The 13,222-nt window shown below is 67.5% G+C and carries 10 protein-coding genes; 8 read left to right on the top strand and 2 right to left on the bottom strand.

The annotated features are described in order from the left end of the window. Window positions 1-46 precede the first annotated feature (46 nt). Window positions 47-1,327 carry a DUF6395 domain-containing protein gene (locus OXK16_09235; GenBank protein MDE0376131.1) on the bottom strand — a complete coding sequence of 427 codons (1,281 nt, stop codon included), beginning with the start codon at window positions 1,325-1,327 and terminating at the stop codon, window positions 47-49. Between the two features lie 236 nt (window positions 1,328-1,563). Beyond that, on the bottom strand, window positions 1,564-3,888 hold the full coding sequence (locus OXK16_09230; GenBank protein ID MDE0376130.1) for a xanthine dehydrogenase family protein molybdopterin-binding subunit: 2,325 nt from the start codon (window positions 3,886-3,888) through the stop codon (window positions 1,564-1,566). A gap of 50 nt (window positions 3,889-3,938) precedes the next feature. Here OXK16_09230 and OXK16_09225 point away from each other — a divergent pair, with 50 nt between their 5' ends. From OXK16_09225 to OXK16_09190, 8 genes are all read left to right on the top strand, one after another. Further along, on the top strand, window positions 3,939-4,796 hold the full coding sequence (locus OXK16_09225) for a xanthine dehydrogenase family protein subunit M (protein MDE0376129.1): 858 nt from the start codon (window positions 3,939-3,941) through the stop codon (window positions 4,794-4,796). Continuing rightward, window positions 4,793-7,111, top strand: coding sequence for a xanthine dehydrogenase family protein molybdopterin-binding subunit (locus OXK16_09220; protein ID MDE0376128.1), 2,319 nt, complete (start codon window positions 4,793-4,795; stop codon window positions 7,109-7,111). The genes OXK16_09225 and OXK16_09220 overlap by 4 nt, the downstream gene beginning before the upstream one ends. Further along, window positions 7,108-7,590, top strand: coding sequence for a (2Fe-2S)-binding protein (locus OXK16_09215; GenBank protein MDE0376127.1), 483 nt, complete (start codon window positions 7,108-7,110; stop codon window positions 7,588-7,590). Before OXK16_09220 ends, OXK16_09215 begins: the two co-directional genes overlap by 4 nt. Beyond that, window positions 7,587-9,857 carry a xanthine dehydrogenase family protein molybdopterin-binding subunit gene (locus tag OXK16_09210; protein ID MDE0376126.1) on the top strand — a complete coding sequence of 757 codons (2,271 nt, stop codon included), beginning with the start codon at window positions 7,587-7,589 and terminating at the stop codon, window positions 9,855-9,857. The genes OXK16_09215 and OXK16_09210 overlap by 4 nt, the downstream gene beginning before the upstream one ends. A 330-nt stretch (window positions 9,858-10,187) precedes the next feature. Next, window positions 10,188-11,432, top strand: coding sequence for an ABC transporter substrate-binding protein (locus OXK16_09205; GenBank protein ID MDE0376125.1), 1,245 nt, complete (start codon window positions 10,188-10,190; stop codon window positions 11,430-11,432). An 89-nt stretch (window positions 11,433-11,521) separates the two neighbouring features. Then, complete coding sequence (locus tag OXK16_09200; protein MDE0376124.1) at window positions 11,522-11,923, top strand: RidA family protein; 402 nt, start codon at window positions 11,522-11,524, stop codon at window positions 11,921-11,923. Between the two features lie 151 nt (window positions 11,924-12,074). Further along, on the top strand, window positions 12,075-12,404 hold the full coding sequence (locus tag OXK16_09195) for an EthD domain-containing protein (GenBank protein MDE0376123.1): 330 nt from the start codon (window positions 12,075-12,077) through the stop codon (window positions 12,402-12,404). 15 nt (window positions 12,405-12,419) lie between these two features. After that, window positions 12,420-13,220, top strand: a complete 801-nt coding sequence (locus tag OXK16_09190; protein ID MDE0376122.1) for a helix-turn-helix domain-containing protein — start codon at window positions 12,420-12,422, stop codon at window positions 13,218-13,220. The last annotated feature ends 2 nt before the right edge of the window (window positions 13,221-13,222 follow it).

The raw sequence follows: 13,222 nt of genomic DNA, 5'->3' as shown, positions 1-13,222 counted from the left end.
ACTAGTTCCTGGTAGGACCCGCCCTCTCCGTGGCCCGCTCCGGGGTTCAGTCTCCCTGCCGGGAAGGGTTGGAGCCAGGAAATCCCAGTCCCATCCAGGAGCGGCGCGACGGCTGGGGCTGCATCACGTCCCACTTCTTCATCTCGGACACATGCCTTCGTGTCATCGGTTCCACATGTCCGAGGACTCTCCTGCGGATCATCGGTCTCCAAGCCTTGTCACAGAGGCGGAAAGTGCGTGGATGGATCCTCATGGGCCAGTCCAGTTCGATCGATGGAAGGTCCCCGAGTCTGGATGTCATGAAGTGAGGCAGGGTACTCACGCGATCGCGGGCGAAGGAGAAGACGTAGCCTTGGTACAGGGGCTCGCGCTCGAGGAACTCATGTACGTCCTTGCGGTCGTACCGTCCCCAGTCGGCGTGGTGTCCTTCATCGACCACGGTACGGATCACATCCCTTCGCATGCACTTCGTGCATCGGTGGCAAGCGCTGCCGTCCCGCTCCATGCAGTAGACCACTCTTCCCGACCGGACAAGGTGGAGCGAGAGTGCCATGGTGAGGTACTCGCTCGCGCCGGATACGGGTGAGAAGAGGGGTATTCCGATGTCGTCGAATGCCGATTGCCAGAAGTTCCCGGTCGGTCCGTGCCACTTTCTGGCTTTGAAACGGTTGTAGTAGCGAGTCCCTTTGTGAAGGAGGGTGCCCCCGAGGTTCGACCCCATGAGGATGATTCCGAACCGGTAGTCCGTTGCCATCAGTAAGGAAGTGGCAAACGCGCAGGTCCACCCGTGCCACCCGCCCGGATGCGAGACGTACCGTTGATTCGTAGTCACTACCCGGCCCCGGTCCGGACCCAGGTCTTGCACTATCTGATGAGCATGGGAGGGTACGAGGCAGCCATCCCTGATGTGGGCCTCATGCACTACGAATGCTTCGGGGAACATCTTGTGGACGGCGGAGGAGTCGATTCCACCCCCGAAGGAGAGAGCCATCTCCGATCCCACGTACCTTTCCATACGACGGTCCACGTTGTCGAAGCTGAATTGTCTTGTGAAGGAGGGCCTTCTGAAGGCCTTCTCCAGTCTCGGTGAGACCGGGTCGGGGAATACGACCCTCCGACCGATGAACGGGTAGAAGATGATCAGGCAGAGGAGACCGAGCAGGTCGGGATGGATGGATCCCACCGCGTAGTCGAAGGTTATCTCCTGTCCCGAATAGGTGATCCGTGTTCCGGGTCCTTCCTGCCTTGTTCCCGTGGATTCGTCGTCATCCTCGAAGATGGCGCGTATCGTCGAAGAGTCCTTGCCGGAGTCGAACTCGAACCTCATATATCGGCGACAGCGTAGTAATGGATCCGCCGCCGGTCCTCGGCGCGCCGCGGGTCTGGCTCAGGCGTAGCCCGGACCGTGAGAGGGAACATCTCGTCGAGACAGCCCCGCCCCGGGCAGGCCGGGACGCGCTCTACACCAAGGTGGCGGCCGTGGGGGAGGGCCCGATAGGCCGGAGCCCGTGGCCGCGGTCTTCGCGCTCTTGCTCCGGCTTCCCGGCTCCCGGTGGTGCCACGTCACTCGTAGGATGGAACCGCTAGCACCCTCTCGGGGGTCAGAGGTAGCCGGCTGGCCAGGCCGGGCCGGCCCAATGCGTGTTCTATAGCGGTTGCGATCGCCGCGGCCACTCCCGGGACGCCTCCCTCGCCCGCTCCCTTGATACCAAGCGGGTTGGTGGCGGTCCGGTCCTGCTCGCCGATGAGGGCGGTCATGGTCGGCGTCTCGGCGAGAGTGGGCAGCAGGTAGTCCATGAACGATCCGCACAAGGGGTTGCCGTCCCCGTCGTAGGCGAACTGCTCGTACAACGTGCCTCCTACCGCCTGGATCGCGCCTCCCTCCATCTGCCCCGCCACCAGCACCGGGTTGATCGCTCTGCCGAGGTCGTAGTACAGGATCAGCTGCTCGACCGCAACCTCGCCCGTCTCCGCATCCACCCGGACCACGGCCAGGTTGGCGCCGCACGGGTAGACCACCCGCTCCACTTCGAACACCGAGTCCACGGCCAGGCCCGGCTCGGACCTCCCGTACTTGCGGGCTGTCACGGGATGGAGCCGGGCGGCGGCCTCGAAGATCGACAGGCTGAACTCGGGCGACCCGGACACGAAGACGGAGCCATTCCGGTAGTACAGGTCGCCTTCGTCCACCTCGAAGTCCACGGCCGCTACCTGCTTTGCGATCCGCATCACCTCCTCGGAGGCCATCACGAGCGCGCTACCGGCGGTGACCGTCGATCGGCTGGCATAGCTCCCGATGCCGTAGGGGGTCCGGTCCGTGTCGAGTAGCTCCACCCGTACCCGGGCGTGATCCAGTTGGAGCCGGTCGGCCACGATCTGAGCCAGGACGGTGCGGATGCCCTGGCCGACCGAGGAGCATCCCGATCGGACCCGGACCAGACCGTCGGGGTCAACCTCCACCGTGCCGGTCTCCCACGGACCCAGGCCCGACTTCTCCATGAACATCGCCACGCCGACCCCCACCTTCTCTCCCCCTTCACGGCGTCGCTCCAAGGCCTGCCAGTCGAACGACTCGACGAGCCCGTCGAGGATGCTCGGGAAGTCGCCGTCGCTGAAGAGCATCGGCTCCCCGGTCGACGACAGCGGGCGGGAATACGGGATCTGATCGGGCTTGATCAGGTTGCGGCGCCGTACCTCGACCGGGTCCATGCCGATCTCGGTGGCGTACAGGTCGATGAGCCGCTCCCGCACGAAGCTGGATTCGAACCGGCCGGGAGCCCGGTACGTACCGGTGGGGGTCTTGTTGGTGACCACGCAGCGGGCCGTTCCCCGGTATGCCTCCAGGTCGTAGGGGCCGGGGATCATCGACAGTGTCAGGTCCGCCACCCGGATGCTATGGGTGCGGGCGTAGGCGCCCATGTCCATGTCGAAGTCCGATACGATGGCGGAGATACGGCCCTCCCGGTCACCGGCGATGCGCGCCCGATGGAGCTGCTCGCGAGAGTGGTTGGCCGTCAGGAGGTGTTCCCTACGGTCCTCGATCCAAGCTACGGATCGACCCAGCCGGTCGGCCACCCACACCGCCAGAACATCCTCGGGGTACAGCTCGCCGCGCACGCCGAAGCCTCCCCCCACCGCCGTCTCGCGCATGCGCAGGCGACTTGGAGGCATGCCCAGCAGTTCGGCGGTGGTCGCCATGTTCCAGTGCGGCACCTTGGTCGCGCCATGGACGGTGAGCCGTTCGCCGGCCGGGTCGAACTCGACCACCATGCCCCGCGTCTCCATCGGGACGCCGCTGTGGCGGCCGATGCCCAGTTCGGCTTCGACCACCACCTCCGCCTCCTCAAAGGCCTGTTTCGGGTCGCCGAAGCGGGCTTTCAGGGTGGTGACCAGGTTCTCCGAGTCGAACAGGCGTCGATCGGGCCGGTCCTCTGCGCCGGTATGCAACATCGGTGGGCGGGCGTCGATGTCCGCGAACACCAGATCGGCGCCGTCCTCCGCCACGTACCGATCCCGGGCCACCACCACGGCCATCGGCTCGCCGACATAGCGCACCCGGTCGTGGGCGATGATCGGTTGCAGGTAGGGGGTCACTGTCTCGTCGAACGAGACCCGGGGCGGGATCCTGGGAATGCCTCCGAGCGACTCGCTCAAATCTTCAGCGGTGAACACCGCCTCCACTCCCGGCAGCCGGCGCGCCTCGGAGCAGTCGATGTTCCGGAGTGTGCCGTGGGCGACGGGCGCCCTGACCACCACCATGGTGAGCATGCCCGGAAGGCGGACATCGGCTACGTAGCGGGCCCTTCCGGCCAGCAGCGGAGGGTCCTCGTGGCGCCGGACGGAGCTTCCGATACCACCGGCAGGCGCCGGCCGCTGGGGTGGGGTCATGGGACGGTAAAGGCCTCGGGTTGGCGCCCGGATACTACACTCCGGCCCTCATGAAGCCCGCTCCCTTCGACTACCACCAGGCCCGATCCGTGGCCGAAGCGGTAACCCACCTCGGCGAGTACGGCTACGAGGCCAAGGTGCTGGCCGGCGGCCAGAGCCTGGTGCCGGCCATGAACTTCCGCCTGGCCCGCCCCGCGGTCCTGGTCGACATCAACCCGCTGGACGAGCTCGACTATCTCGAGGAGGACGGCGACACCCTCCGGATCGGAGCGATGGTCCGCCACGTGACCTTCGAGCGACCGGTCACGGAAGGCCCCACCGGCCGTCTCCTGACCATGGCCGCCCACCACGTCGGCCACCTACCGATAAGGATCAGGGGCACGTTCGGGGGCAGCCTGGCTCATGCCGACCCGGCCGCCGAGTGGTGTGTGATCGCCCTGCTCCTGGATGCGGAGCTGTCGACCCGAAGCCCGTCCGGCGGTCGTGACATCCCGGCGGGGGGCTTCTTCCAGACGGTGTTCACCACCGCTCTCGAACCAGAGGAGCTCTTGGTGGAGGCTCGCCTTCCCAAACTCTCCCCGGACACCCGGGTGGGGTTCCAGCAGTTCAGCCGCCGGGCCGGCGATTTCGCCCTGACCATGGCCGCAGTGGCCTTCGAGTCCGATGACGGGCGGGTCGCGAACGCCCGGATCGCGCTCGGTGGCGTGAGCGATCGCCCGCTCCGGGCCGGCGAGGCTGAGCAGGCACTGGAGGGCCAGCCTGCTACAGAGGAGTCATTCCGCGCCGCCGCCGAGATCGCCGCTCTCGAGATCGACGCTATCGGCGACATCCACGGGTCCGCCGGTTACCGGCGGGACCTGGTGCGCGCCCTGACCCGACGAGCTCTTGAGCAGGCGATCGCCGCGTGATCCCGTGGATCGGGCAGCCGCTCCCGCGCTTCGAGGATCCGCCCCTGCTCACCGGCGAGGGCCGGTTCGTAGCCGACCTCACCGGGGATGCCTCCTTCCTGAGGTTTGTCCGTAGCCCGGTCGCCCACGGCCGGATCGTCTCCATCGAGGCACCCGAGGGGATCACTGCCTTCACCGCCGAGGACCTGAGGGAGGTGCGTCCCATCCGGCCGCTGCTTCACCGTCCGGACTTCCGCCCCATCGAGCAGCCGGTGCTGGCTTCCCGCAAGGTCCGCTTCGTGGGTGAGCCCGTGGCTGTGGTGGTGGCGGGCACGCCCGAGGAGGCGGAGGATGCCGCAGAGCAGGTCTTCGTGGACATCGAGCCTACGGACCGGGTGGTCAGCGCCCCCGAAGCCATCCGCCCCGGCGCGCCGGCTGTTCACGACCACTTGGAGGACAACGTGGTTGTCGACGCCCGCTTCGAGACCGAGCGGGTGGACGAGGTCTTCTCCGCCGCCGCGGTGGTGGTGGACTTCGATCTGCGCTCCCGGCGCCAGAACGCCCTCCCTCTGGAGGCTCGAGGCTCCGTCGCCGCGTACGACCCGCGCTCAGGGCGGACCACCCTCACGGCTTCCGTCCAGTCGCCTCACGTGGTCCGCACCGTCCTGGCGGACCTGCTCGGCATGCCCGAGTCGGACCTGAGGGTGGTGGTCCCCGATGTGGGAGGAGCGTTCGGGCAGAAGTTCTGCCTGGCGCCCGAGGACGTGGTGACGGCCTGGGTGGCGAGACGGCTCCGTACCACGGTGTCGTGGGTGGAGGATCGGCGCGAGAACCTGATGTCCTCCTTCCACAGCCGCGACCACCACTACCGGGTACGGGGCGCCTTCGACGCCGACGCCCGGTTGCTGGCGGTGGATGCCGACCTGCTGTGCAACATCGGCGCCTACTCCTGCTACCCGGTGACCTGCGGGGTGGAGCCGCTGATGGCGCTGGCCGAGTTCCCGGGGCCCTACGACTTCCGTACCTACCGGGTCCGGTCCCGGGGCGTCACCACCAACACCTGTCCCATGGCGCCCTACCGCGGGGTGTCGAGACCGGTGATCACCCTGGCCATGGAGCGCCTCATGGACCTGGCGGCGGTCCGCTTCCGGATCGAGCCTGCCGAGGTTCGCCGCCGCAACCTGATATCGGAGTTCCCGTACACCTCGGCCACCGGCCTGGTGTACGACGAGGGTTCCTACGTGGAGTCCCTGGACCGGGCCGTCGAGGCGATCGGCCTGGAGGACTTCCGGCGCAGCCAGGCAGCGGCCCGAGCTGAGGGCCGCTACCTCGGGATCGGCCTCTCCGTGTTCTCGGAGCGCACCGGCTACGGGACATCGGCCTTCGCTGCCCGGAGCATGGACGTGACGCCCGGATACGAGACCGTGGACCTGGCCATGGACCCGTCCGGCAACGTAGAGGCCCGGCTAGGGGCCTCGCCGCACGGCCAGGGTCTGGAGACCACCCTCGCCCAGTTGATCGGTGACCGACTGGGTGTGGAGCCGGCTCGGGTCCGGATCGTTCACGGCGACACCGACCGCACGCCGTACGGCTGGGGTACGTTCGCCAGCCGGTCACTGGTCATTGCCGGGGGAGCGGCCCGCCTGGCGTCCGACCGTCTACGGGCCAAGCTGGCCGCCATCGCATCCGCGGAGTTGGAGGCGGCGCCGGAGGACATCGTCATCATGGCCGGCCGGGCGACCGTGGCGGGTACGGATGCCGGGATCGAGGTGGCGGAGCTCGCCCGCCTCGCCTACCACTCCAGCCACCGCCTGGCCGCCGGCATGGACCCGGGCCTCACCGCTACGGCCACCTACGATCCGGCCGGGACCTTCTCCAACGCCTGCCATGTCGCGACGGTGGAGGTGGATCCGGAGACGGGCGGGGTGCGCGTGGACCGGTTCGTGGTGGTGGAGGACGCCGGGCGCCTCATCAACCCGATGATCGTGGACGGGCAGCTCCACGGTGGAGTCACCCAGGGCATCGCCGGCGCCCTGTACGAGGAGATCCTCTACGACCGAGATGGCAACATCCTCACCACCTCGCTCATGGACTTCCTGCCTCCCACTCTGGCCGAGGTTCCCACCATCGAGATTCACCACCTCGAGACCATCTCCGAAGCCACCATCACGGGCGCCAAGGGCCTGGGAGAGGGGGGCACCATCGGCGCCCCGGCCGCCGTCATCAACGCGGTCGCCGATGCGCTCCGTCCCCTCGGGGTCGAGATCGCCGAAGTGCCCGCGACCCCGTCCCGGCTGCGTAGGCTGGTAAGCGAGAGCGAGAGGATTCCCGCATGAGCGAGCGAACCAAGGTCGACGTCACCCTGGCGGTCAACGGCCGGCCCTACCGCGTCCGGGTGGAGCCCCGGCGCACGCTGGCCGACACCCTCCGAGACGATTGCGGCCTCACCGGAACCCACCTGGGATGCGAGCACGGCGTGTGCGGCGCCTGCACGATCCTGGCCGACGGCCAACCGGTCCGGGCCTGCCTGATGTTCGCCGTCCAGTGCGAGGGCATGGACCTCCGCACTGTGGAGGACCTGGCCGACGGCGACCGGCTCCATCCGATCCAGCAGGCCTTCTGGGACAACCACGGGCTCCAGTGCGGCTTCTGCACTCCGGGGTTCCTGATGCTGGCGGCCGGGTACCTGGAGCAGAATCCCGATCCCGACGAGGACGAGTTGCGAGCGGTGCTGTCCTCCAACCTGTGCCGCTGCACCGGGTACCAGAACATACTGAAGTCGGTGCGCCAGGCCGCCGAGGTCATGCGGGCATGAGCTATGTCGGTAGCTCGGTCAGAAGGATCGAGGACCGACCTCTACTGACAGGAAAGGCCCGGTTCGCCGCCGACCTGTGCCTTCCCGACCAGCTGCACATGAGGGTGGTGCGCTCACCCGTGGCCCATGGCCGACTGCTCGACATCGACACTTCGGAGGCGCTCGCCATGGACGGCGTGGAGGCGGTCTGGACCCGGGAGGACATCCGGGAAGTGCCGCCGATCGACTTCCGTATGCCCTGGGTGGAGGGTCTGGAGCGGTTCCGCCAACCCATGCTCGCCGGCGACCACGTCCGCTACGTGGGGGAGCCGGTCGCGATCGTGCTGGCCGAGGACCCCTACCTGGCCGAGGACGCCGCCGAGCTGGTCTTCGCCGGTATCGACGAACTCGATCCGGTGGTGGATCCGGTGGCGGCCGGGCCCGGGGCCATCGAGACGACGGTGGTGGAGAAGGCCTACGGGGACCTCGAGGAAGCGTTCGGGGACGCTCCGGTCGTGGTGGAGATGGAACTGGCGGTGGGGAGGCACTCCGGCGTGCCCATGGAGACCAGGGGAGCGCTGGCTCACTATGACGCGACAAGGTCGGTGCTGGAGATGTTCGGCGCTGCCAAGGTACCCCACCACAACCGGGCCGCCATCGCCTCCATGCTCGGCCTGCCGCTCGGCGCCGTCGTTCTCCGGGAGGGTCATGTGGGAGGGGGGTTCGGGATCAGGGGAGAGCTCTATCCCGAGGACGTGCTGGTGTGCCTGGCCGCCCTCCGCCTGGGGCGCCCCATCCGCTGGGTGGAGGATCGCCGGGAGCACATGCTGGCCGCCAACCACTCCCGGGATCAGGTCCACCGGATAAGGGCGGCGGTGGAGCCCGACGGCTGGATCAGGGGCGTGATCGACGAGTTCTGGGTGGACCAGGGGGCCTACCTGCGGACCCATCAGGTGACGGTCACGGAGCTGACCACCTCCATGCTCCCGGGACCGTACGCCTGGCCCGCGTACCGGAGCCGCGGCCATGTGATGCTCAGCAACAAGACCCCGTGCGGCACCTACCGGGCCCCCGGCCGGTACGAGAGCACCTTCGTCCGCGAGCGCCTGATCGACGTCATAGCCCACCGGATCGGTCTCGACTCGGCCGAGGTTCGCCGCCGCAACCTGGTCCTGCCGGAGCGCATGCCCTTCAAGCGGGGGATCACCGCGCTCGGTACCGAGCTGACCTACGACTCCGGCGACTACCCGGGTCTCCTGGATCGCACCCTCGAGTACCTGGACTACGAGCTTCTGACCGCCGATCTCTCGCGGAGGCGGTCGGATGGCGAGTCGGTGGGCCTCGGCATGGGCTTCTTCGTGGAGAAGAGCGGTCTGGGTCCGTTCGACGGGGTCAAGGTCACCGTGGACGAGGCGGGGCACGTGCTGGTGATCACCGGCGCGGCTTCGATCGGCCAGGGCGTCGAGACGGTGCTCGCGCAGGTGTGCGCCGACACGCTGGGTGTGGGAATCGAATCGGTCCGGGTGCGTCACGGCCAGACCGATGACCTCGCCTACGGGATGGGCGCTTTCGCCAGCCGGGTCACCGTCATGTCCGGCTCCGCCACCTTGATCGCTGCCCGCCGCGTGCGACGCAAGGCCTTGGAGGTGGCGGCCGCGGTGCTGGAGGCGGATCCGGGTGACCTCACCATCGACCGCGGGCGGGTGTTCGTCCGGGGCTCGGCGGGCGGGCCGGCCATCACCCTGGGTGAGGTGGCGCAGAGGCTCCGTCCCGGCCTGACCGGCGGCGAGCCCGGCCTCACCGCCGAGGGCTGGTTCCGGGCGGACCACATGGTCTATCCCTACGGCGTCCACGCCGCGGTCGTCCGGGTGGATCCCGACTCCGGCCTGGTCGAGGTGGAACGGCTCGTGGTGTGCTACGAGGTCGGCAAGGCGGTCAACCCGGAACTGGTCAACGGCCAGATCGCCGGTGGCGCCGCCCAGGGCATCGGGGGCGCCCTGCTCGAGGACTTCGCCTACGACGAGTCCGGCCAGCCCCTCGCGGCCACGTTCATGGACTACCTGATGCCGACCATCACCGAGATGCCCGAAGTGGAGGTGCTGCTGCTCGAGGAAGCGCCCAGCCCGCTCAACCCGCTCGGCGTCAAGGGCGCGGGTGAGGGGGGCATCACGGCGGTGGGGGCGGCCATCGCCAACGCCGTGGCTGACGCCCTGGGCTGTCCCGAGGAGGTGACCCGCCTGCCGTTGAACCCTGAGCGGGTCCGCCGCCTCGCCGCCGACACAGCCTGAGGGAGTCTCCAGGTCAGGGAGACCCGGCCGGGTGATGATGCCCGAGCCGGCCGTTACCTCGTCCACGAAGGTGCGTGCCCGGCCGACTCTCGGCAGGCTCGCGAGGTCGGAGCGTGAGGATTAATGCCGGGATTCTCAGCCGTGGTCTGTCTGCCATGGCTAGTGTCCGCATATCGGATAGGGATTCCGGTATATGGGCACATCGGCGGGCGCGTCCCGGGTTCGTGGCTGGTAGCGGGAGTTCGGTTCGATGCGTACTGGTACGAGAAGAGATAGCTCGGGCCCGGAGCGGAGCCAAAGCAGGCACGGGTAGGAAGGAGAGGGCAACAGATGAACAAGCGCAGTTCATGGCTACGCGTGTTGGCGGTAATGGCCGTCCTGGTGGTGATCGCCGCCTGCGGCGAGGACGCGGAGGAGCCGGCCGCGACGACCGCGGCGCCGACGACCGCGGCGCCGACGACCACGGCGGCACCAGAGCCGCAGGAGCCTATCAAGCTGGGAACCATCTGGTTCAACTCCGGAGTGGCGGTCGGGCTGGGCGACATCATGCGCAACGGCTTCGACCTGGCGGTAAAGGAGCAGAACGAGGCCGGCGGCCTACTGGGACGCGAGATCGAGGTCGTCGACTACGACGAGGGCTACTCGGCGGACGAGTCGGTTGCCTCGGCGCGCAAGGCCATAGCGGACGGAGTGGCTGGAATCGCCGGTGGCAACGATGCCACCACTTGTGTGGCGATGAAGGATGTGGCCGCGGAGGTCGGCATCCCGCTCGTGGTGACCGCCTGCGGCTCCGAGTTGATTACGGCCGAAGGCTACGAGGGCGTGGTTCATATCCGGGCCCCGGTCAAGCAGAGCCAATCGGACAGCAACGCCCTCTCGGTGCTGGCCCGCTGGATGATCGAGCAGGGCTACAAGAGGGTCCAAGGTGTCGGCGTCGACTCCGACTGGGTGCGCCTCACCCACGATGAGTTCACGCGCATCTTCGCCGAGGAGGCACCAGGCGACTTCGAGTACACGGGCATGGTGTACTTCCCGTACGGAACCGCCGAGGCCAGGGTCGAGGTGACGAAGGGCGTCGGGAACGAGCCTGACCTTCTGTACCTGGGACTCTGGGGCAAGGACGTGGTGGTCAACGCCGTTCAGGCCGCCCGGGAGATCGGCTACGAGGGCGACATCATGATCAACGAGGTCGTGTTCACGCCGCCCGAGGTGGAGGCCCTGGGCGATCTGGCTGAAGGCGTCTACAGCTCGACGGGGTGGATTCTCGACGAGTCGATCCCGGAGGCCGCCGCCTTCTCCGAGGCGTACGAGGCCGAGTTCGGCGCCGCTCCGGACTGGTGGTCGGAGCTCGGCTACACGGCTGCCAAGCAGCTGATGGCGGCTATCGAGGCGGCCGGTTCCACGGACTACGCCGCGGTTGCCCCGCTGATGAACGACGAGCACGGTTTCACCACTCCGCGCGGCAAGCCACTGCGCTTCAACGAGAAGGGACTGCGGCTCGTAGACGACTGGATCATCATCCAGGCGCAGGGCGGCGCTCTATTGCCCGTGGACGCCGTTCCGCTCGCCGGCTAACCGACATTCCGTAACTTCAGGCGCATCGGTCCGAGCCCGTTCAACCGGGCCGGACCGGTGCACCGTCCGAGGACGAGGGGAGGTCAAGAGTGGAGCGCGCTTACACACCGGTCGAGGAGTCGCTCTTCGAGGCCATAGGCTCCCGGAGCCGGTGGAACGATGTGGTCAGGGCAGGCAACACCCTGTGGGTGACCGGGCAGTTGGGATGGGACAAGACCACCGGGGTCCTTGCGGACACACTCGAGGGTCAGGTGGAGCAAGCTCTGGAGAACCTCAAGAGCGCTCTCGAACGCGCGGGCGCCACTCTGGCCGATGTGGTCCTGACCAGGGTGTATCTCGTCGATCATGACCATTACCACCGGTACGAGCCCATCTATGACCGGTACTTTCCGAGTCAGCAGCCGGCCCGGGTGTCAGTGGTGGTGGCGGAGTTGATCCACCATGCCCTGTTCGACATCGAGGCTGTGGCTGTGATCGGCGACGATGGCTGATCATTCCGCGGCTCGGCCGCCGGGTGGGTCCGGGAACGCGGGCGACGTAGGCGGGAGCGGACGCTACCTCATGTGCTCGCTCCCGGATCGAGTGCCGGCCCGGGAAACCGGTCCAGCACCCTCCTGAGTCCGGACGGAAGGAGGAGAACACTTGATCAAGACGGTAACCCTGCTGGCAAGGAGACCCGACCTCACCAGCGAGCAATTCCACGATCATTGGAAGAACGTCCACGCTCCCCTGGTGCTCGCCATGTCCCGGGTCCGCCGGTACGTCCAATGCCGGCCTCTCGTGGTCCCGGGCCGGGAGGCGCCCTGCGACGGGATAGCCGAGGTCTGGTACGACAGCGTGGAGGATTTCCTAGCCACCGCCGATTCCCAGGAGTATGAACGGCTACTGGCTGACGAGAAGAACTTCATGGGCGCCAAGACGCAGGATTCGGTGTTCGTGATCGTTGAGGAGGACGAGATCCTTGCCGGATAGGCTCGCCGTCCAAGCATGACCAAGGGTCCGACCCACGACCGAGGGTCCCTCCCGAAGGGTCTCCGGATACTGGCCGCCTTCGACGAGAAGCACTCTGCACTCTCGGTCGCCGAGATCGCCCACCGGACCCAGATCAGCCGGGCGAGTGTGTACCGTCTGACGGGCGCGTTGGAGGACCTGGGATACATTCACAGGACCGGGCGGCTCTTCCGGCCTTCCAAGAAGGTCTTGCATCTGGGAGTGGCCGCGGTCGAATCGCGGGAGTTTGTCGACCACATCTACCCCCACCTGGATCAGATGAGCCGGGAACTGCCCGATGCGACCGCCGTCAACTACGGCGTCCTGGAGGACACCGAGATTGTCTACCTGGCGCGACGGCACCGCGACGACATCATCACCATCAACCTCCGGGTCGGTAGCAGGCTCCCGGCTCATTTGAGTTCTCTGGGCAAGGCCATCCTCGCCGCCATGCCGGAGCAGGATGCCGAGGCGACGCTGGAGAAGATGACGTTCGAGAAGCGGACCGCCACCACGATCACCAGCGCGGCCGACTACCGGGCGGAACTCGAAGAGGTGCGGCTCAAGGGCATCGCTCTGAACGATCAGGAGCTGACGATCGGATTGCGGTCGGTAGCTGCCCCGGTCTTCTACCGGGCAGAGGTCATAGGGGCGGCCGGAGTGGCCACCCTCGCAACCAGAGCCGACATCGCAACACTCGAGAGCTTGTACGGTCCGGTCCTCAAGTCCTTCGCGGAACGGATCAGCGAGGAGGTATCGGCCATACGTTTCGACGGCAGAGTGCCGATCCACGGCTAGCC

The organism is bacterium (genome assembly GCA_028821235.1).
GTDB lineage: Bacteria > Actinomycetota > Acidimicrobiia > Spongiisociales > Spongiisociaceae > Spongiisocius.
This window is presented reverse-complemented; position numbering and strand designations above follow the sequence as displayed.

Bases quoted from the DNA above. Each gene is read 5' to 3' on its own strand.
- OXK16_09215 (MDE0376127.1), top strand. From the start codon at position 7,108: ATGAGCGAGCGAACCAAGGTCGACGTCACCCTGGCGGTCAACGGCCGG.
- OXK16_09210 (MDE0376126.1), top strand. From the start codon at position 7,587: ATGAGCTATGTCGGTAGCTCGGTCAGAAGGATCGAGGACCGACCTCTA.
- OXK16_09205 (MDE0376125.1), top strand. From the start codon at position 10,188: ATGAACAAGCGCAGTTCATGGCTACGCGTGTTGGCGGTAATGGCCGTC.
- OXK16_09230 (MDE0376130.1), bottom strand. From the start codon at position 3,888: ATGACCCCACCCCAGCGGCCGGCGCCTGCCGGTGGTATCGGAAGCTCC.
- OXK16_09225 (MDE0376129.1), top strand. From the start codon at position 3,939: ATGAAGCCCGCTCCCTTCGACTACCACCAGGCCCGATCCGTGGCCGAA.
- OXK16_09190 (MDE0376122.1), top strand. From the start codon at position 12,420: ATGACCAAGGGTCCGACCCACGACCGAGGGTCCCTCCCGAAGGGTCTC.
- OXK16_09235 (MDE0376131.1), bottom strand. From the start codon at position 1,327: ATGAGGTTCGAGTTCGACTCCGGCAAGGACTCTTCGACGATACGCGCC.